This is a genomic window from Chryseolinea sp. T2 (assembly GCF_037203685.1).
Taxonomy (GTDB): Bacteria; Bacteroidota; Bacteroidia; order Cytophagales; family Cyclobacteriaceae; genus Chryseolinea.
In genome coordinates this window covers 138,303-159,158 of sequence record NZ_JBBCAU010000006.1, presented here as the reverse complement: position 1 = coordinate 159,158, position 20,856 = coordinate 138,303, and the positions used below count along the sequence as shown (strand labels likewise).

The following is a 20,856-nucleotide window of genomic DNA, read 5'->3' as shown; positions in this document are numbered from 1 at the left end:
CTATAGGGGTATTAATTATACGCAACTATTTTTGAGACTCATAACCTACGTCGGCAGGAAGATCGTATCCCTGAGATGCGCGAACGGCGAGCTGATCACATCTTTCATTTTCAGGATGACCTGCGTGACCACGAATCCAGACATATTTAGGATTGAGACGGGCATGCAACGGGAGATATCGCAACCACAGATCCTTGTTTGCTTTGTCTTTGAAGTTTTTGGTTTGCCATCCCCATACCCACTTTTTCTCAATGGCATCAACTACGTATTTCGAATCGGAGTAAACAGTAATTGCTATTCCTGGTTTTGTTATTGCTTCCAGGCCAGTGATAACAGCAAGCAGTTCCATGCGATTGTTGGTGGTGAGCCGATATCCGGCTGACAATTCCTTTACTGCATCCTTGTATTTCAGGACGACACCATAACCTCCAGGGCCTGGATTTCCAGAAGCTGCACCATCTGTATAGATCCGTATCATGTGATCAGCAGATTTGACTTTAAAATCTTCACGGCAATTGCCAGTAGTATTACTCCGAACACCCGCCGAAGCACTGCAAAGCCTGACTTTCCGATCTTGCGTTCCAGCCATGAAGACGAACGCAGCACGGCATATATCAAGATCAGGTTAACGAGAACGCCGATGAGAATATTGGGCACAGCATAGACCGAACGAATTGACAGTATCGTTGTAAGTGTACCGGCACCGGCAATCAATGGAAATGCAAGTGGCACTATGGAGCCGGTTCCATGGGCATCCGGATCGTCCTTAATAAGGGTGATGCCCAGTATCATTTCGAGCGCTACGATGAACATGACGATTGCGCCTGCCAATGCAAACGAGGCAACGTCCAGACCGAATAAATTCAGAATTGACTGGCCGAGATAAAGAAAGCCCACCATTAATCCCGCAGAAATAAGGGTGGCTTTTTCTGCTTCGATCCGTCCTTCGCGCTTGCGAATGATAATGATGAACGGAATCGATCCCAGGATATCGATTACGGAAAAGAGGATCAGTGAAACAGAAAAGATCTCCTTAAGGTCAAGCATATTCGCGCAAATCTAAAATAAAAATGCCGGACTTTTGAGCCCGGCATCGGATGCCCGACCACGTCTTTCGACGGCTAAAAGATGCTGGCTAAAAGAAAATCTGATACTGCAGTACCACCTGGCCTTTATTTGTCGACTTCACCAGGTCGTTGCCTGATGTTTCATATACCGTTCGGCTTTGATAGTCGAGTGATATTTTGCTGTTGTTCCCCTTGATGAGCCAATTTACTCCCACATCGATGACGTTCATCTGATCGCTAAGGCGATCGTAGTTGGCCGTCATCAGAGAGGCATAGGGCATCAGCGTGCCGACGTCTCCCAGAAGATCTTTTTTTAGCAGGTATCCGATTTGGGCATATATAACCTTTCCGGTTCCAAACATCGGAAAGGCGTTGCCCTGACTTCCACTGTAGGGTCCGTTGACAATTCCGTTTGCCGGATTCATAATGCCATTGTAGCGAAGATAGTTTGGGCCATAATCGAAATCGAAATATCCGGCATATGCCGAGAGTGCTGTTCCCTTCTCGACACTTACAGGCGCATCATAAAACAATGCAACTGACCAGATGTTCATGTTGTGATAGTTAATGGTCGTTCCATTATCAGGAGACGTCCACAACGCGGCTTTCTGTGTAATGAAGCCTGCTTCAAGATTGAATACTTTCTTCTTTCCAAGATAACTGCCGGCCATGTAAGGCGTGACATGAGACTCTTTGTCAAAGAAGTTATACATAAAGAAGCCCTGGTACTGTTTGTGATGACCTGTTTGTGAAAAGGTTGCTGAAGGGCCAATGGGAGGAGGAGTAGCACCGTTCGTTGTAATAGGGAAAGGATCGCTTAGCACAACGCGGTAATCAAACTTACCCAACTGGCCGCGCGCATAGATACTTAGCTTGCGGGAGAATTCGTCTGTCTGATCCACTGTAGCCTGAGCAAATACGGGCACATCCATGGTCATAATTGTACTAACGCTGGGCTGACTGAAACGCGACAAACCATTCGCGATAGTAAGGCCGCCACCAAGCTTGAGCCAATCATTGTCTTTCCAAACCTTGTATTCGCCGAGGGCATCGTGGAAGAACGCTACGAGCTTTCTGTTGCCTGCGTTCTGTGCCAGAAAGTTGAAATTGTTCAGACCGAATTGTGTGTAAAAGAAGACATGGTCAGTCAACTGGCCATAGAATTGTAAGCGAGTCCGTCGCAATCCAATATCAAATGTATTAGCTGCGGGCTCATTCATTACTGTGGTGCCCGGATTGCTATCGTTGTATCGAAGCCAGACCTGGTTGAGGAAAGTTACCTTCAGATAGTGACTGCCGTCCTCGTTTAGTTTGAGGCGCATTTCTTCAATGTCTTTCTTTGGCACTACCTCCTGCGCGTATAGGCCTAGTGTTGCTAATACTGCCAATGCACACGTAATGACGTACTTTTTCATTTCTGCCGATCTTTTTTTGACGGACTTATTAACGGAAACAAAGTAGAGTAACAATCCGGTATGAAGTTACCCGTCTGTATAAATTACATACTGTCAGGTGGAAAACGAAGGATTGTGTACAGCGATGTAATAACTGAACAGTAACGAGCGATTTTCAGGAAAGAAGAGTGCTAGTTCACAGTCACGAAGTCATTGTGCCAAACACCATTCGTGAACACAGTAGTCAAATCGTCTCCTTTTGCAGTTCCGACGATCCCCCGAACATCCAGTTGTCCTTTTGCGACCTTTTCGTTTATAAAATGAAATTCCATCAGGTGCCTGCATTGCATGATCACATATTGTTCCAGCAAGGCACGAGTGCGGAATTGGAAGTTAATGACTTTGCTGTCATCAGGCAATAGTGGGGTTTTGAACTGAAGTCCTGCGCGTACGCTGTGCAGCGAGCTGCTGAACAACAAAGCTGACTTTGTTGATTCATCAGAGACGCCCAGAAAGATGAGTTGGGTGCAGTTACTCTTCTCTAAGGCCATCGATAGCCGCGCTTTCTCCCGGACATCATAACGACGAATCAAATTGTCAGATAAGAAGAATGCAGAGAGGTCATCGGAGATTACCTGGTGGTTATTCCCAGCCGGCTTGCGGTTCGTGATGATCATTGCCCTTTGGATTCCGATCATTGCTTTGAGATTGACGAGACTGTTCAAGGGCATGTTAATTGCCTTTATATTTCATCCTGGAGATAAAATGAAATGGTTCGAATAGTTTGAGGATATCTTATGAACAATTCGGAGTGGGCATACAAAGTTGAGAATTATTTCCAAGCTCAACCTCGGCCTGTAATATTTTAGTAAGAATTACTTATTCGTCTGTCCGGTTGCCCGCTAACATTCGCGCGCACGACTTGACAGTGCGGTAATTGGACGGTCATTAGTCCAGTGCAGCGTGCCCGGAGATTCAATACTTCTTGAGGAAGCGCATTAGTTCGGAAATCTCATCCTTCTTCAATGCAGGGAAATTGGCGATTCTGAAGGTGCTCTCTTTCCATTGTCCGTAGCCCTCGCCAAGCAACAGCCCCTTTTCCCTGGCATCAGACTTGAGTCGTTTGATGAGTTCGGGATCGCCGCTTACAGGGAGCACGGTAAAAGAATGAACGGACTGGTTCTTTACGAGGTGCCGGATAGATTTTGCCCGCGACAAAAAGTCCATCCATCGTTCGTATCGGGTATAGAGCTTGTCGTGTACCTTTTGGATCTTCTTTGAGTCTTTGAGTACGCGCATCAGCAGGTAAATACCAAGGACATTCGGCGTATAAGAAGTCTGCCAACTATCCATCATTTTCTTCATGAAAGTGATGCTATTGTAGTGTGCAGTTTCATTGATTTCAAGCGCTCTCGCTATCGCTCTTGGGGAGCAAATCATTATGCCCAGGCCTGCCGGTAGTCCAAAACATTTTTGAACAGAACCGAACCAGACATCTGCATTTTCGAATGACAAAGTAATGCCACCGATCGAACTCGTAGCATCAACGGCAATGATAGCATCCGGATTCACTTTTCGAATCAGCGCGAGAGCATTGTCTGTGACCTGGGTGCCATTTGAAGTTTCGTTTTGTGTAAGGCACAAAACATCACGCAACAAGTGATCCGGCACTTTTGTTTCAGTTGCCTGTTCTATATCAAACGACCATGGTTCAGCGTTTCGGATGCGCGAAGTATAATCAAACCATTTTTGACCAAAGGCGCCGTTGAATATGTGTGTGCTCCCGGACTGTACCAATGACTGAGCGATGATCTCCCAGCATTCAGTCGCTGACGACGTAAAGAAGACCGTGTAGTTGTCAGGCACACCCAGCTTGGCTTTCAGCAGGCCGATAACCTCTTTTGACAATTCCACGAAGGCAGGACTCCGGTGATTGGCACTGAGGATTCCGGATGTGGCGGCATCCTGAACATACTGCGGTATTTCGTCGTGAATTCGGGAAGGACCTGGGTAAAATGAAATCATATTGTTGTATCGTATATACGTCGCGTTGTGTCGGAAACGGTAATGGTCAGGAATTCCCCGAAGAAGTTTACCGGTGTTTTTGCTCAATGTTTTCATTGAGCAAAAATGTCAACTATTCCGGCTGAACAGCTTTCCCGTTCACTACGCCGATAAGATCGCTGAAAGTATTGTACAACGCGATGGGCGATGTAAAAAAAGATGTACATTTGTTTATCCTATGAACAGAAGATCACAGAATATTTCGCAGACCAGCTTGGTGGTTATCGTCATATTACTGTGTTCAATCGTTTGTTCTGCGACCGATGTGTTTGGCCACGTTATTCCTGCACAGAATGCCCGCATCGTTAAAAAAGAAGTGCAAACAACGCAGCTGAGCACCCAGTTGGCCGAGAGCTCGGAGTCAGAAACCAAGACAGAGACGGAAGCAAGGCACAATACTCCGCTTTTTGTTATTCAAACATTCATTCAGCCAGTTCGTTTTGACAATATTGGGCACACCAGCCCAAGACTGCAGTACATTTCAAAACTAGGAAATGCGAGAGGGCTCGTTCCTCTTTATATTGTCGAAAGGTCAATTCGTATTTGATCGCTATTAGCAGGTGCATAAGCCTGCAGGTTCTTGTCATTGGCTATTGCCAGGCGATCTTTTTGCTCAATCAACTATGTGTATCAATAAGGACCTTTTCGCGAGCACGTGATAGTTAAAACTGTGAATGCTCAGAAATTAAAATAAGATCTGAACCAATAATAAGAAATGCCCAGGCGGCCATTTTAAAGAACTTCAGTTTCGGTGGGGACGTGGTGATAATGTGGGTTGTTGCCTGTCCCCTCGAAGCTGTTAATAGCGATGTAGCAAAAACACAGGAGTGCTTAGTTTAAGAGGTAATTGATAGCCATCGCGTACCCTTCCATTCCAAATCCTGTCAGCATGCCTGCACATTTACTGGTGATAAGGCTGGTGTGCCTGAATGTTTCCCGTGCATGAATATTGCTGATGTGAACTTCGACAACACGTGTTTTTATAGCGCCGATCGCGTCGTGTATGGCAACCGATGTATGCGTATAGGCTCCCGCGTTAATGACAATTCCGTCAAACGAGAACCCGACTTCGTGAAGCTTATTGACAAGCTCACCCTCCACGTTGCTTTGATAGTAATGTAGTTCGGTATCCGGAAAACGCTTCTTTAGCTCCTCAAAGAATTCGTCGAATGACTGGCTTCCATATATTGAGGTTTCTCGTTTCCCCAGGAGGTTCAGGTTGGGGCCATTGATAATTTGAATTTTCATTAGAGCCGGTTTGATGCGTATCGCAAGTTAACATTTTAGACAAAGTGTTTGAATATACCTTCGCACGCGCGCCTGGAGAGCATCATGGTGTGGGATGATGACTGGAACTTTTAGATGGAATCAAATCATCAATTTTCACAATATTTGTCTCTGTGAACTGGGAGCTGCATAGTAAACATTTCGGTCATTATCTTAAGCTGGAGCGGTCGCTGGCGGAAAACTCGATTGAGGCTTATTTGCGCGATGTGAAGCTTCTTCACCAGTTCATGGCTGAGCATCATGCAGGAGTGTCGCCGCTCACTGTTTCTACGCAGCAGCTTCGGGAATTTATCGAGCACATCAATAACCTCGGGATGAGTGCCTATAGTCAGGCACGAATTCTTTCCGGCCTGAAGGCTTTTTATAAGTACCTGATAACAGAGGATCTTATTCAGTCGGATCCAACGGCGCTTCTTGAGGGGCCACATCTTGGAAGAAAACTACCGGATACGCTGAGTTACCCCGAGATAGAGCAATTGTTGGGTGCGATCGACGTATCAACGCCAGAAGGGGCGCGCAATCGCGCAATGATCGAAGTGTTGTACAGCTCCGGGCTGCGGGTTAGTGAGCTGGTAGACCTGAGGTTGGGAAACATCTACACCGATATTGGTTTTCTGAGAGTCATTGGAAAAGGAAACAAAGAGCGACTCGTGCCTATCGGGAGGGATGCTTTAAAGTATCTTGCAATTTATCTGAATGAAGTCCGGGGCCGGGCTCCGCACAAACCGGCACAGAAGGGCCACGAGTCATTTGCATTCCTCAACCGTAATGGACGAAAGTTGACACGGGTGATGATATTCACCATCATCAAAGGACTCGCATTGCAAATAGGATTGAAAAAGAGTGTTAGTCCACACACCTTTCGTCATTCTTTTGCCACTCACCTGATTGAGGGGGGAGCAGATCTGCGGGCGGTGCAGGAGATGCTTGGTCACGAATCCATTACAACGACAGAGATCTACACGCATCTGGACAGGGACTACCTAAGACAGGTTATACAGGAGTTTCATCCACGGTCTTAATCTCAGCATTTTCTTTTGTACCTTTCTGACATGAAACGATGGATGTTCTGCCTCGCCTTCGTGACGACAGCCCTATTGGCGCAAGCGCAGACAATAAAAACCCGCACAGAAGCAAACGTTGATCTTACTCGTTACGAGACATTTACAGTATTGAAGGGTGAATCTGTCACCCCTAAGGATCAAAAGCGTGCAAGCGATCAGGCTCTCTTTGATGCAGTGAAGAACGGGGTTCGGAGAGAACTGGAAGACCGGGGATATAAGTTTGTTGATGATTCAACTGCTCAAATGCACGTTAGCTATGTGGCAGGGGCCTTCGATTTCACCGACGCTGGTAATGTTGGTCCTCTTGGTCAAACTCCTGCCAGTGATCCTTCTGAACTAAATCAATCCAGGTCCTGGAGCAAAACTTCGCGGGAAGGGATGCTGGTAATTGATATCGCTGATGGCGCAACCAAGAAGGCGCTTTGGAAGGCGGAAACAGAGAATTTGTCACTGGACCGTGCGGACCTTGCGCGTGTTCTGGATGGCGCTATCTATAAGGCATTCAAGAAATTTCCGAGCAGAGTGGAGGGCAAAAAAAAGAAAAAGAAGAAGTAGCCATGTATAAGTCGCTTCTTCGCCCGCTTTTTTTCAGCATTGACCCAGAAAAGATCCATCACCGCGTACTGGACATGCTGCGTATATCGGCAGCGTTACCCGGGCTGACTGCAATAACTTCTTCCATATTCCGATTCAAGCATAAATCCCTTGAGCGTACACTCTTTGGTATACGTTTTGAAAATCCTGTGGGACTTGCAGCCGGATTAGATAAAGATGCACGAGTGATCGATGAAATGGCTGCCTTTGGATTTGGCTTCATTGAAATCGGAACGCTTACTCCCAAACCACAACCGGGTAATGAGAGGCCGCGACTGTTCCGACTTCCACAGGATGGAGCATTGATCAATCGCATGGGGTTCAACAATGAAGGAGTGGATGCAGCTGTTTCAAGACTAAAGAAGCGCAAGTCGAGCGTGATCGTAGGAGGAAACATCGGCAAGAACAAGACTACATCAAATGAAGATGCGCTTAAGGATTACGTGACTTGTTTTCATGCACTTGATCCTTATGTCGATTACTTCGTTATTAATGTGAGCTCGCCCAACACGCCAGGACTAAGGGAGCTCCAGGAGAAGGAGCCACTTGAGAAGCTGCTGTCAACAATCAAATCGATGAGTCTAAAATCTGCTTCGCCTAAGCCCGTGCTTTTAAAGATTGCACCGGACCTGACATGGCATCAGCTGGACGATGTGGTTGAGATTCTATTGACTACAAAAACGGACGGCGTGATTGCAACAAACACTACTATCTCACGCGCCGATCTGAAAACGGATACCAATCGGATTCAGCAGATCGGTAACGGTGGTTTGAGCGGTGCTCCACTAGCCGCGCGTTCCACAGAAGTGATTCGCTATTTGAGGGAGAAGCTTGGCGAAGCTTATCCGATTATTGGTGTTGGAGGGATAATGACGCCACAGGATGCTTTGGACAAACTGAAGGCCGGCGCTAACCTTATTCAACTGTACACAGGCTTCATTTATGAAGGGCCCGGCCTCGTGAATCGAATCAACAAGGCTATCGTTGAACAAGGCTAGCGCGCAGCCAACACATTATTGTCTGTCGAAATAAAGGGTCGCCTTTATATCGGCAAGAAATTCCATACCAGTTTCTTCGTCATAGATAAAGGTTTCCTTTTCAATATGGATCTTTAATCTTGAGCTATTGAGTTCCTGGATTATATAAGTACCACTCATGTCTCCGTCATCATCAAGCTCATCAACTGAAAGGATAAGTTTGTTTCCGTTTTGAGCCCAGGTTCCCTCAGTGATTTCACCATCTTCACGGAAAATCACTGTACCGTCGGATTTAAATTCTGCTCTGCCTTCAAAGTTATCGTCGTTTTGATTGATAGGAGCAGGGATGCCCTCGACTTTGGCAGTCGCTTCAATCTTGTCACCTTTCCAGTTGCCCAGAATAGAGGCTGACTTCTCATCGTCGTCGTTACAAGAGGAAATAGTGAACAAGGCGCTGACAAAAGCCAGCGAGTAAATCATTCGGTTACGCATAAAAGCTGTTTTTTGGAGTTTGTGAGTGATTAATACGTCACATTCACCGAAGGGTTTCTTCGAAATTTTGTAACCTTTTGTTAGTTAACATAGGTTAACTCCAAGCACGTATCGGGAGGGGAGATGCTCTTACATCCCCAGTGGCTTCATGTAACTGATACCGATAATGAACGCCCTGTTGTTGTTGGTGGTGTTGTCGTTGATGCGATTTTGCAAATCGATGAGTCCGAGCTCGTATCGCAGGTCGAGCGAAAGGCTCGCATTCTTAAGGATGTATTCGATCCGGCCGCCAATGTTTGGACCGAAGTCAAAACGCTTGGCATCATTGTCATCGAAATCAAAACTCTCGGATTCACTGCCGCGCAGATAGCCTTCGGTTTGATATTTTCCGCTCAGCCAGTAAGCGGCGTATATCCCCGCGTTGGCGTGAAGCTTGAAGTTGCGCATTCCGGGAATGATGAAAGCATAGTCGGCCATGATCGGAATCTCGAGGTACTGTGCGCGTAGCCGGTCAGTGATGGTATTGCAGACCTTATGAAAATATCCTTTCTGGATATACTGCAGCTCTGCACCCAGGCCGAAGTTCGCTGATATCTGTTTGTATGCGATGCCACCGAAGGTGTAGCCAATGTTGGTGGCCTCTTTCCATGGCGTCTTCGTCTTGTAGTTTGAAAATGTTGGTCCTGCCTTGAGTCCGAGATACCAGATCTGCGCATCAGCGCTTTGTGCGGCCATCGTTGTGAGGAGGAGCAATGAAATTAGTGTTCTGCAGGCAACGCGGAAGAAACGGGACCGGGTGGCCGGTATGGATGCCGTTGCATGAATCGGATATATGCTAAACGTTTTCATTGGGCAGAGTAGATTTCGTCTTTTGCTTAGAAAGGTTCCAGGATAAATTCGTATTCGTCGCGACCGGTTTTTTCTTCAGCCAGATCGGTGATGAGGATCATCTGACGCGGTGTGAGGTGGTCGATCACGTAGTTCTCTTGTGAGCTTTGTTGAGGGTGAAGGGCAAGCACCGTGTTGTTGTTGATCAGTTCCCACTCGCCATTATCCTGACGGCCGCTTGGATTGGTTCGATCGAAGTCAGCAATCAATGCAGTATTCGGCGCAGGCATGTGAAGCGTCAGCCGGTATTTGCTGATGTCCAGTGAGGCATCTTTAACACCATTTACTCTTACCTCAACCAAACGCCATCCACCCGCTAATGTGCAGAGTTTACTGGGGCAATCCGGTATATCATTTCCGCAGGAGGCGCCCGTAATGGCGAGGGCAGCAAGAATGAGTTTGGTCAATAGCGATCTTATCGGAGTATAATTGTTCATGTCAAAGTATTTCATCTCACCTTCATGACTTTTCTAACGTAACGTGTACCAGCCGACTCGACGATCAGGACGTATGTACCGGGACCATACTCTGAAAAAGACAACGTCCGGGCTGTAGTATTTCTTTCTGCGCGCAACACACGTCCCATAATGTCAGTCAGCGTAATATCCAGTGTTTGAGAAAGGGCCGGACCTTCTACCGTTATCTGAACTTCTGCAGGATTTGGATAAATGTTTATTGATGGTTCATGCTCGTTTTCGAGGGCAGTTACCGAATAGATGGCATCATCCGAGAATATTTCACAACCGAATTCAGTGACAGACACTGCGTACACGCCGTACTCGATTGGGCTCACTTCGAAACTTGAACTTGTGGCACCGGGTACTGCTTCGCCATAGGCATACCATTGAAGATCTCCCGAAGCGTTTGTTGAAAGTGTTGTGCCGTTTAGCACGATATCCGGCTTGCCGGGACAAAGGTCGTACTCTGCATAGTATGGCCTTTGCTCGCCACCAACGCGTTGAAAATTCCCGCCAACAAATAGCCGTGAGGTTGATACCGACAACGTATTTGTACTGTATCCGCCTTCGCCGTCGTCTTCTATGTCGGGCGTCCAGTCGTTAAGGGTTCCACTTTGCGTATTGAAGGACGCAAGTCCGGGTCTGAATTTAGTATCAATGGATCCAAAGTAACCTGCAACAAACAGGCTTGTGTTTTGCAGCGCGATGTCGTACGCGACGCCGTCGAGAGTTGGATTCCATGTGGTGGGTTTTCCAGTCGCAGCATCCAGGGCGGCAATGCCGTATGGCCGCGGCGTTCCACCGATACCGCCCTGAAAACTTCCAGTGACATAAACAGTCGAAGTATTTGCTCTCACGCGGAATACTTCACCTGATGCGTTAGGATCCCAGGTCAGGATATTTGCGTTTTCGGTGCTAATAGCCGCCACGTTGTTTCGGGTAACACTAAGGTTCAGAAGATTGAAGACCCCACCGGCGTAAAGAGTGGTTCCCAGAATGTCGATTGAGTTCACGTATTGATTGATGGTTTTGCCATCTCCAACAAGCGGGTTCCAGGAGGTGGCGGCACCTGTAGCGAGATCAACAGACGCAAGCCCGGGACGAATTGTCGCCATGGAGTTGACGGCATAAAACCTTCCGGCCACAAACAACTGATTGTCCTTGATCTTAATGCTGTTTACCACGGCAGTACGATCAGTGACGCTTAGACCATAGACCTTCGGGTCCCACGACAGCAAGGTTCCGGTTCGCAGGTCCAGGGCCGCAAGGTTTGAACGGCTGGTCTTGTTCACGCTGTTGAACTGACCACCAATGTAGACGATGTTATCTTTTACCGCGATCGTGTTGACATACCCGCCAATATCGATTTGAAATGGCCACAACGTATTCGTTGCTTCTTCAATCAGGACAAAGCCATTGCGAAAATTGTTGTCGACAGTTGAAAAGTATCCGCCAAGCCATATTCCGGACGAAGTAGCAACTACAATGTTCGGAGCGTTTTGTAGAGAGGGATCCCAATTGAGCAATGCTCCGGTTGAGCTATTTATCGCCGCAGCATTTTGACGCGCAGTGCCGTTTACCACATTGAAAGTTCCAACCAGATACAATGACGTTCCATCAATTGAAATCCTTCCGACGTAGTCCGTGCTTGTCAGGTTAAGATTGAGTGTGCTGACAGCAGCTGTAGCGACATTCAGCGAGGCTATATTATTGCGGGTAGCGCCATTCACGGTTGTAAATGATCCCGCGAGGTAGAGAATACCTCCGGCAACCTGAAGGTCGTTCACGAATGCTCCGCTGTTTAGTGTGATGACCGGGGCCGTGGCGAGTGTTGATGTGAGGTCGATGCGTGCGACTCCTGTTCTGGACGCCCCGCCCGCACTCGTAAAGTCGCCGGCAATGAAAACGCCCGTGCCATCCAGTGCGAGCCTCGCTACCCGTGCGTTGATGTTGGGTGACCAGGTCGTTAGTGAGCCTGTCGCAATATCAAATGCGGCCAGCCGTGTCCTGACAGTTGCGCCCATCAGAGTGAAGGAACCACCGACAATCAATGTGGTGCCGGATATTTCAATGTCTTCGACAGAGCTGTTTGGATTGGGGGTCCATGCGCTCAGAGCACCCGTTGTTGTGTTGAATGAAACAAGATTGTTTCGAAGCTGCCCGGCAATTTGATTGAAATAACCACCGACGTATAGGGTGGTTCCGTTGAGCTTCAGTACCGACGGTGCGTTATCGGGATTTGGTTTCCATGAACGATCGACAGTCTTATCACTCCGGATGTGAACGAGATTACTTACGCTGACGGTGTCCACCATGTCAAAGTATCCGCCGATATACCAACCGCCCGTGCCATCGCTAACAACGTCTGTAGCCTGGCCGTTTATTTTAGGTAGTGACTCGTCGATGTCTTTGCCGGTAGCCACGTCGGTATAGATTGCCCCGCCGGAATATTTGCCCAGCGACGAGAAGCCACCAGAGAGTAAAGTGTAGCCATTTGAATGCTCGACGCGAGAGACATTGTTATCTGTGACCCAGGCGTCGGAACGGTGCGCTTCCGACTGCGCGAAAAGGACCTGAACAGATGAAATCAATAGCACAAAAATTCCAACGGACTTGCCGTGCCGAGTAAAATCGCTCATGCAGGAAAAAAGTTAAATCCAGTCTGAAAGTAGAAAAAATCGTTGCGATCGCCCAAACTTTTTTCTGGTACGGCCTCATTTGATATTTATAAAGATGAAGGATGAATTGAAAGATCGAAAAACAGAAGGTCACTGCTCGGGTATTATTTACTCCGGGATGTTGAGTTTTGGTCGTACCGATTCCGTGAGAGACCAGAACTGCAATGCCAAATCCTCATACCAGAACCGATATAGTTGTATGAAGAAGGATTGATCTTTCACAACTTCCTGCATACTGACCATAAGCTGACGACGTTCATACTATCATCCGCTGTCAGTTATCCTTGACAACAGTAAATCGAACCAACTTTTTTAATTAGTTTTGCGGGATTAAGAAGAATGGCACAGAATACTTACAAGTCGAATACATTCAAGAAGCCAGAGAAGGAGAAGGAGAAGAAGAGCAGGAGTTCATCGAAGAGTAAGTCCAGATTTTCAGTGGGATTCATGAAGGACCCAAGGCTGAAACTGGTTACAGGCTTTTTCTTCATGTTGCTTTCTTTATTTCTCATGCTGTCGTTTCTGTCTTTTCTGTTCACAGGACAGGCTGACCAGAGCGTGATTGAAGCGCGTGATATCAGTATGATTGATTCCGGGCGAGAGGCGCAAAACTGGCTCGGTTACTATGGCGCGCTTACATCCCACTATTTTATTTTCCGATGGTTTGGTATCGCAGCATTCTTCATACCGCCGTTGCTTTTTCTTGTTGGTTACAAGATAGTTTTCAACCGTGAGCTCATAAGAATCTTCTCATTCACCATCCTGACAATATTTTCCGGACTATGGTTGAGCCTGTTATTGGGATACATGACCATGATCAACGATGGCATCAGTGAATGGAGCTTTTTGGGGGGCGGTCTCGGCTATCAGCTTTCGGTTGTGAGTGACGGAATGTTTGGATGGGGTACGTTCCTCATTCTGATCATGTCGCTTTTCATATTCATCATTTTTTTCTTCAACGTCACGAGCATTCCGTTGATGATCAAAGATCCAAAACCCATGGGCAACGATGCCATCCTGGATCCTGTTGATGAAGATGAAGAAGGTCTGCTCGCAACCTATAACGACGAGAAAGACAACTGGCCCTCTGATCAGGTACTGAATGAAACTCCGGTAGTGAGCGTTGCAGAGCCTGTCGTTGTTCCTCCGGCGAGTGAAATCAGCCTTGACGTGCAGAAATCGATCAGCAGGCCGGAGCCTCGCCTTGAACCAAAGAAAGAGAAGACAGAACCACTTTTCGTTGTTGAGGAGACGGTTGAAACAGAGAAGCTGGCGGAGCAACTGGTGCAGGAGCAGGGATTGTATGATCCAACACTTGAGCTTGCAGGGTTCAAGTTTCCTCCATTGGAGCTGCTGAATGAATATGATGCGGGTAAGGCAGGGGTTACTCAGGACGAGCTTAATCAGAACAAGGACAAAATCGTAGCGACCCTTGTCAATTTTAAGATCGGGATCCAAAGCATTAAGGCGACTATAGGTCCAACGGTAACGTTATACGAAATCGTGCCTGATGCAGGTATCAAGATTTCCAGGATCAAGAACCTGGAAGACGACATTGCACTGAGTCTTGCGGCTCTCGGTATCCGTATCATTGCTCCTATCCCTGGAAAGGGCACAATCGGTATAGAGGTGCCTAACAAGAATCGTGAGATGGTGAGCATACGGTCAGTATTCGGATCTTCCGGATTTGCAAAGGCCGACAAAGAACTTCCTGTTGCTCTGGGGAAGACCATTTCGAACGAGGTACTGGTAATCGATTTGGCCAAGATGCCGCACTTGCTGGTAGCGGGGGCGACGGGACAAGGAAAGTCGGTTGGGTTAAATGTGATACTTACATCATTGATCTATAAGCGTCATCCGGCCACACTGAAGTTTGTGCTTGTGGATCCGAAGAAGGTGGAGATGTCGGTGTACAGTAAGCTCGAGCGTCATTATCTCGCGAAGCTACCTAACAGTGAGGAGGCCATTATCACCGATACGCGTAAGGTGGTTCATACGCTGAACTCGCTCTGTATCGAGATGGAGAATCGTTACGAAATCCTCAAGGATGCAGGAGCCCGGAACCTGAAGGAATACAATACCAAGTTTATATCACGCAGACTTAATCCAAAGGAAGGCCATCGCTTTCTTCCATACATCGTGCTGGTGATCGATGAGTTGGCCGATCTGATGATGACAGCGGGTAAGGAGGTCGAAACCCCAATAGCACGTCTGGCTCAGCTCGCCCGCGCCATCGGTATTCACCTGGTGGTAGCTACGCAGCGGCCTTCGGTTAACGTTATCACCGGTGTGATTAAGGCTAATTTCCCGGCTCGTTTGAGCTTCCGGGTTACTTCGAAGGTGGACTCGCGGACTATTCTGGATTCGGGAGGTGCCGATCAGCTGGTTGGCCAGGGCGATATGCTTTTGTCTTCCGGATCGGATGTTATTCGCCTTCAGTGTCCCTTTGTTGATACACCAGAGATCGAAAAGGTTTGCGAATTCATTGGTTCGCAACGGGCTTACGATTCGGCTTATCTCTTACCGGAGTTTGAGGGTGATGAGGAGACAGGACCAGCCAGTGTCGATCTTTCCGAGCGGGATGCGCTGTTTGAGGACGCTGCAAAGCTTATAGTTGCCCATCAGCAGGGGAGTACTTCTCTGATTCAGCGCAAGCTTAAACTCGGATATAACCGGGCGGGCCGCCTGATTGACCAGCTGGAAGCTGCGGGAATTGTGGGAGCGTTTGAGGGCAGCAAGGCACGGGAAGTTTTGATCAAGGATGAATATAGTTTGGAACAATTATTGACTTCATTGAAAGAAAAACACAGCCAGGCATAAATTTGCATTACCATTTTAGCTCTGTCACGATAATGAAAAACCTTATTTTCGCCTGCGCGGCACTCCTGTTTACGATTGCGGCGTCGGCTCAATACGATCCCAAGGCCCTTGAGATCCTGGACGCGATGAGTAAGAAGTACAAGTCCATCCCAGCCTTCGAAGCAAACATTTCATGCAACCTCACCAACGACGTCGACAAAATCAACGAGGAGTTTAAGGGCAAGATTACCGTGAAGGGCGACAAGTTCAGAATGACACTGCCTGAGCAGGAAGTTATCAACAATGGTGTGACGATCTGGACCTACTTACCGGAAGCCAAGGAAGTAAACATTGACAACTACGATCCTACCTCTGAAGATGTAAACCCGTCTAAGATACACGAGATCTACAAAAAGAACTTTAAGTATCTGTATCTGCAGGACCGGGTAGAAGCGGGGGTAATGTGTGAAGAGATTGACCTGGTGCCCGAGAAGAAAGAGACTCAGTATTTCAAGATCAAGATGCTGATCAACAAAAAGGAGAAGACCATTCAAAGCTTCACACTTTTTGACAAGGGTGGCAACCGTTATAAGTACACGATTTCAAAGTTCACACCGAACGCCAAGATAGAGGATGGTGTATTCACCTTCGATCCAAAGAAATATCCAGGTGTCGAGGTGATAGATCTTCGCTAAGTGACGAAAGGCCTCCTTTCATCCGTTATATGACCCGCGAACAGCTCTTTCAACAGATCAAGCGCAAAGGTAGCTACCTCTGCGTTGGACTGGACACCGATATTCATAAGATTCCCAAACATCTTCTTTCTACTGACGATCCCCTGTTCGAATTCAACAGGCAGATCATCGATGCCACTCACGAGTATTGTATTGCATACAAGCCCAACCTGGCATTCTATGAGGCAATGGGGCCAAAGGGATGGGAGTCTTTACAAAAAACGGTTGAATACATACCAAAAAACATTTTCACTATAGCGGACGCCAAACGGGGTGACATCGGCAATACGGCATCACTATACGCACAGGCATTCTTTGACTATTTGAACTTTGATGCCATTACTGTCGCTCCATACATGGGGGCCGATTCAGTAATTCCCTTTCTTTATAAAGACAAATGGGCGATACTTCTTGCTCATACATCTAACGCAGGTAGCGCCGATTTTCAGCTCTTCGAATCATCTGATGGACGTAAATTGTACGAGGAGGTCATCACGAAGTCTCAGCAATGGGGTACACCTGATCAATTGATGTATGTTGTAGGTGCAACCAGGGCAGATCGGATGCAGGAGATCAGGGCGCTGGCGCCTGTGAATTTCTTTCTTGTTCCGGGTGTTGGGGCCCAAGGCGGAGATCTTGCTCAGGTATCGAAAGCGGGACTAAATAAGCAATGCGGTCTTATCGTTAATTCATCGCGGGCAATTATTTACGCATCCGGCGAAAAGGATTTTGCTGAAAAGGCCGCGATCGAAGCTTCTAACGTTCGCAATGAAATGGAATCATTGCTGTCGGCTTTTGCTTAAGCAAACAGCTGGCCTACGGCTATCTTAAAGCTAGAGTAATCCTATCGGCCGCTCAAAAACCAGCGAATCACCAGACGACATACAAAAAGCCTGGCCGAAGTCACTATAAGGTCACTGTAATGTCACTATAAGTTCACTATAAGGTTGGGGATTGGTACAGGCAGACTTCAAACATCATGTCGCTGGTATTCACAACAGAATTCCTGACTATTTGTTCCTGCAGGATTTCAATGTCAGATTACTGCCTTACTTAGCAAAACATCGGCCACGAATATGGTCTGATGAAACCCGTTGTGCGTGACTGAAGCATTTCTCCACTACATCTGGCAATTTCAATATTTCGATAAGTCTTCTCTTGTAACAACAGAAGGGGACCCTGTCGCAGTCTTTAGCACGGGTTTCCGAAACGCACATTCAGGTCCTGACTTTTTTCAGGCACGCGTAAAACTTGGAGACATTGAATGGATCGGAAGCGTTGAGATTCACATTTTTTCATCCGGTTGGATTGATCACCGGCATAATACAGATCCTGCATATGACAGCGTGGTACTTCATGTTGTATGGAAGAATGATCTTCATGTTACCCGTACCGATGGGTCCTTTATCCCAACCGTTGAACTTGGACCGCGGATCAACGATTCGCTCGTGCTTCAGTATGCCCGATTAATGCGAAACCCGGAACTCGTTGCCTGTTCGGGGCTTTTGACCAATGTTCGCGACATTGTTAAATATGCGATGCTCGACAATGCTTTGGCCGAACGTCTGGAACTTAAGTCTGCTTCTGTGCTACGTCGCCTTGCGCGAAACAACAATGACTGGGAGGAGACTGCCTATCAGACAATCATGAAGAATTATGGATTTATGGTTAATGGAGAACCTTTCCTTCAGCTTGCACAGGCAATACCATTCAAAGTTCTGATGCGTCATGGCGACAAAGCTGAGCAGATAGAGGCGTTGCTGTTCGGGCAGGCTGGCTTCCTGCAGGATGACGTGCGGGTTGATGAATACTATGCGACACTCCGACGGGAGTATTCGGTGCTTGCAAGCAAGTACCAGCTTCATGATCAACGAGTGAATAAGCATCAATGGCGTTTTCTAAGATTACGACCAGCAAACTTTCCAACCCTTCGGCTGGCACAATGCGCGGCATTGCTGCATCAGCGGAGAAACTTCTTCTCGCACCTGATCGACTGCCGTTCAGCACAGGATCTTCGTGATTTTTTTAGCGTTGTGCAGACCGACTACTGGCTTAAACACTACCATTTCTTCAAAGTGCAAAGGCACGATGTCAGTCAATTGGGCGATGCGAGTATCGATAACATTATCATCAATTCAGTAATCCCGATTCTTGTTGCTTATGGAAAATCCAGGAGCGAAGATTTACATGTAGAGCGTGCCGTCACTATCTTGCAGGCGGTTCATCCTGAATCCAACATGATTACACGTCATTGGAAACAACTTGGGTTCACTGTTAAGAGTGCATTCGATTCACAGGCACTCGTGCAACTCAATAATGGATATTGTCTCCGCCGCCGATGTCTGGATTGCAAGATTGGAGCATCAATCGTTAATCCAAGTGTAACGTGACGTTCCTCCTCGCTTTTGTAAATCTGTTCATCATAGGGGCAGTTGCCCATAAGATGTGGCGTCGACAACCGATACCTGCAAAGTTTGTGTTCTGGCCCGCATTACTTATGAAGCTCGGTGCAGGCGTTTGCCTCGGTGTTATTTACATGTACTATTATCAAGGCATCGGCGATACAGTATTGTATTTTGAAGACTCCAGCAGAATATCAGAGCTCGCACGACGAGGTCTGATGTCTTATATTGAATACCTCTGGAGAAGCAACCTGGAGCTGGGATTAGTCAGTGATGCGGCTGGCCAGCCGCGGTCGATTTACCTGCTCAAGGTCGCGAGCGTGTTTAATCTTCTTTCGCAGGATAACTATTGGATTACGGCAACCTGGTTCTCATTTGTTTCATTTGTGACATCGTGGTATCTCGTGACCCAGGTTGCGCGCACTGTGCCATCAGCGTACTGGCCCTCCGTTGTGGGGTTTCTTTTTTTTCCGACGGCAGTTTTCTGGAGTTCTGGCCTTATCAAGGAATCGCTTGCAATGGCTGGAATATACTTGCTGAGTGGATGTTTTATCAGAAGTTGGTTTTCTCTGCGGATCCGTGTGTGGGAAATGGTGGCGATGCCAATTGCCTTGTGGTTAGTATGGAGCCTTAAGTATTATTTCCTTGGGGCTTTGGCGCCTGTCGCAGTCGCTTCATTGGTCGTTCATAAGCTATATCGAAGGGGATTTTCAGGTCGGGGATTGCCCGCTAAAATCTTTACATGGTTTGTTGTCATGATTGTGCCGCTGGTTGTGGTTTCTTCACTACATCCAAATTTCTATCCGCACGTAATCATGGAGGTGATTGTCGACAACTATAAGGTCTTTCATGAATTGTCGAAACCCGATGATCTCATCTACTACAACAACCTGCAACCGACTCCTGGCTCGCTGCTTGTGAATTCTCCGAAGGCCATATTTTCTGGCCTGTTCCGGCCATTGCTTTGGGAAGGCAACTCTGACCTCCAGGTACTGGCCGCCATTGAAAACACTTTGCTGTTATTGCTTACGATCGCTGCGGCTCTGAACCTGCCGGCGTTGTGGAAATCCCGTTTTCGTCTTCTGATCGTAACCGTAATCGTTTATTCTCTTGCACTGGCCGCCTTCCTGGCCCTGTCGACGCCTAACTTTGGAACTCTTTCAAGATATAAGGTGGGTTTCCTTTCTTTTTTGGTGACCGTATTGCTCCTGCAAAATCCATTAATTATCAGAGTGTTACGGTTCTTGCAAAGATATCGTGGCAACCTTGCCAGATAGCTGGTCGAAATTCTACCTTTGCCGCACATTTGTACACTTGCCATGGAGAATCCTGTCATCATTTTTGGAGCAAACTATCTGGGTCGGCAGGCCAAAGACATCCTCGAAGACAATGGAAACGACATCTACTGTTTCCTTGACGATAACAAAAGCCTTCACAATGTGGTGATTGACGAAATCACTGTCATGGGCAGCACCGACGACGATGGTTATCTGAAACTGATTGGAAAGAAGTGTGACGCAGTGATTGCGATTGACGATAACAAAGTCAGAAAGAGTCTCGTGAGCATGCTTCAGGAACGCAGGCATGCGCAGCCTGTAAACGTCATCTCCAAGAATGGCTTCATTGCCAAGTCGGCTTCAATAGGGCACGGCAATTTTATTGATCATCGCGTTACTTTGAGTGCTGGGGCGTCCATCGGCAACCATTGTATTCTTCAGGCGGGTGTGATCGTCGGACCTGAAGCGAAACTTGGTGACTTCGTGCAGGTAGGAGCGGGAAGTGTAGTTAATGCCGGCTGCGAAATTGCCGACGAAGTTTTTATTGGGACAGGTGTGACTGTTGTTGGCGGCATCAGTATTGGTAAAGGCGCGCGGGTAGGTGCTGGCTCGGTTGTCATTGCACCCGTAAAGGCAGGGGATACCGTATTTGGTAATCCGGCACAAACTGTTAAATCCTGA

General features: G+C 47.4%; 19 protein-coding genes. 9 read left to right on the top strand and 10 right to left on the bottom strand.

The features are described from left to right. Positions 1–25: 25 nt before the first annotated feature. The 6 genes from rnhA to aroQ all read right to left on the bottom strand — a co-directional run bounded on the left by rnhA (position 26) and on the right by aroQ (position 5,773). Positions 26–478 carry a ribonuclease HI gene (gene rnhA, locus WBG78_RS19600; protein WP_337328172.1) on the bottom strand — a complete coding sequence of 151 codons (453 nt, stop codon included), beginning with the start codon at positions 476–478 and terminating at the stop codon, positions 26–28. Then, positions 475–1,047 carry a MarC family protein gene (locus WBG78_RS19595; protein ID WP_337328171.1) on the bottom strand — a complete coding sequence of 191 codons (573 nt, stop codon included), beginning with the start codon at positions 1,045–1,047 and terminating at the stop codon, positions 475–477. Before WBG78_RS19595 ends, rnhA begins: the two co-directional genes overlap by 4 nt. A gap of 88 nt (positions 1,048–1,135) precedes the next feature. Beyond that, a complete protein-coding gene (locus WBG78_RS19590) occupies positions 1,136–2,482 on the bottom strand; it encodes a hypothetical protein (RefSeq protein ID WP_337328170.1) in 1,347 nt (448 codons plus the stop codon). Positions 2,483–2,652: 170 nt separating this feature from the next. Beyond that, positions 2,653–3,192: a hypothetical protein gene (locus tag WBG78_RS19585; RefSeq protein WP_337328169.1), complete on the bottom strand. Its 540-nt coding sequence runs from the start codon at positions 3,190–3,192 to the stop codon at positions 2,653–2,655. A gap of 244 nt (positions 3,193–3,436) precedes the next feature. Continuing rightward, the gene (locus tag WBG78_RS19580) at positions 3,437–4,582 is read right to left on the bottom strand and encodes an aminotransferase class V-fold PLP-dependent enzyme (protein ID WP_337328168.1); all 1,146 of its coding nucleotides are present in this window, start codon (positions 4,580–4,582) and stop codon (positions 3,437–3,439) included. A gap of 774 nt (positions 4,583–5,356) precedes the next feature. Beyond that, positions 5,357–5,773, bottom strand: coding sequence for a type II 3-dehydroquinate dehydratase (gene aroQ, locus WBG78_RS19575; RefSeq protein WP_337328167.1), 417 nt, complete (start codon positions 5,771–5,773; stop codon positions 5,357–5,359). Between the two features lie 152 nt (positions 5,774–5,925). Here aroQ and xerD point away from each other — a divergent pair, with 152 nt between their 5' ends. From xerD to WBG78_RS19560, 3 genes are read left to right on the top strand one after another with little or no spacing between them, the layout of a single operon-like run. Further along, positions 5,926–6,834, top strand: coding sequence for a site-specific tyrosine recombinase XerD (gene xerD / locus WBG78_RS19570; RefSeq protein ID WP_337328166.1), 909 nt, complete (start codon positions 5,926–5,928; stop codon positions 6,832–6,834). A gap of 30 nt (positions 6,835–6,864) precedes the next feature. Further along, on the top strand, positions 6,865–7,431 hold the full coding sequence (locus WBG78_RS19565; RefSeq protein ID WP_337328165.1) for a DUF4136 domain-containing protein: 567 nt from the start codon (positions 6,865–6,867) through the stop codon (positions 7,429–7,431). Positions 7,432–7,433: 2 nt separating this feature from the next. Next, positions 7,434–8,468 carry a quinone-dependent dihydroorotate dehydrogenase gene (locus WBG78_RS19560; protein WP_337328164.1) on the top strand — a complete coding sequence of 345 codons (1,035 nt, stop codon included), beginning with the start codon at positions 7,434–7,436 and terminating at the stop codon, positions 8,466–8,468. Between the two features lie 15 nt (positions 8,469–8,483). Here the strand turns inward: WBG78_RS19560 and WBG78_RS19555 are convergent, their stop codons facing one another. The 4 genes from WBG78_RS19555 to WBG78_RS19540 all read right to left on the bottom strand — a co-directional run bounded on the left by WBG78_RS19555 (position 8,484) and on the right by WBG78_RS19540 (position 12,924). After that, the gene (locus WBG78_RS19555; protein ID WP_337328163.1) at positions 8,484–8,939 is read right to left on the bottom strand and encodes a lipocalin family protein; all 456 of its coding nucleotides are present in this window, start codon (positions 8,937–8,939) and stop codon (positions 8,484–8,486) included. A gap of 129 nt (positions 8,940–9,068) precedes the next feature. Beyond that, positions 9,069–9,788 carry a porin family protein gene (locus WBG78_RS19550; protein ID WP_337328162.1) on the bottom strand — a complete coding sequence of 240 codons (720 nt, stop codon included), beginning with the start codon at positions 9,786–9,788 and terminating at the stop codon, positions 9,069–9,071. Positions 9,789–9,814: 26 nt separating this feature from the next. Beyond that, entirely contained in the window at positions 9,815–10,264 is a 450-nt protein-coding gene (locus WBG78_RS19545) for a hypothetical protein (RefSeq protein ID WP_337328161.1), read from the bottom strand. Between the two features lie 11 nt (positions 10,265–10,275). Further along, positions 10,276–12,924, bottom strand: a complete 2,649-nt coding sequence (locus WBG78_RS19540) for a T9SS type A sorting domain-containing protein (protein ID WP_337328160.1) — start codon at positions 12,922–12,924, stop codon at positions 10,276–10,278. Between the two features lie 378 nt (positions 12,925–13,302). On the opposite strand from WBG78_RS19540, the gene WBG78_RS19535 reads away from it, so the two are divergent. The 6 genes from WBG78_RS19535 (at position 13,303) to WBG78_RS19510 (ending at position 20,856) form a co-directional block, all read left to right on the top strand. After that, positions 13,303–15,783 (top strand): FtsK/SpoIIIE family DNA translocase, encoded by a 2,481-nt coding sequence (locus WBG78_RS19535; protein ID WP_337328159.1) that lies wholly within the window; start codon positions 13,303–13,305, stop codon positions 15,781–15,783. A 32-nt stretch (positions 15,784–15,815) separates the two neighbouring features. Continuing rightward, positions 15,816–16,457, top strand: a complete 642-nt coding sequence (locus WBG78_RS19530) for a LolA family protein (protein WP_337328158.1) — start codon at positions 15,816–15,818, stop codon at positions 16,455–16,457. Positions 16,458–16,486: 29 nt separating this feature from the next. Then, positions 16,487–17,299 carry an orotidine-5'-phosphate decarboxylase gene (gene pyrF, locus WBG78_RS19525; protein WP_337328157.1) on the top strand — a complete coding sequence of 271 codons (813 nt, stop codon included), beginning with the start codon at positions 16,487–16,489 and terminating at the stop codon, positions 17,297–17,299. A gap of 297 nt (positions 17,300–17,596) precedes the next feature. Then, positions 17,597–18,886, top strand: a complete 1,290-nt coding sequence (locus tag WBG78_RS19520; RefSeq protein WP_337328156.1) for a DUF2851 family protein — start codon at positions 17,597–17,599, stop codon at positions 18,884–18,886. After that, positions 18,883–20,175, top strand: coding sequence for a hypothetical protein (locus tag WBG78_RS19515; RefSeq protein ID WP_337328155.1), 1,293 nt, complete (start codon positions 18,883–18,885; stop codon positions 20,173–20,175). The genes WBG78_RS19520 and WBG78_RS19515 overlap by 4 nt, the downstream gene beginning before the upstream one ends. Before the next feature lie 42 nt (positions 20,176–20,217). Further along, the gene (locus tag WBG78_RS19510; RefSeq protein ID WP_337328154.1) at positions 20,218–20,856 is read left to right on the top strand and encodes a NeuD/PglB/VioB family sugar acetyltransferase; all 639 of its coding nucleotides are present in this window, start codon (positions 20,218–20,220) and stop codon (positions 20,854–20,856) included.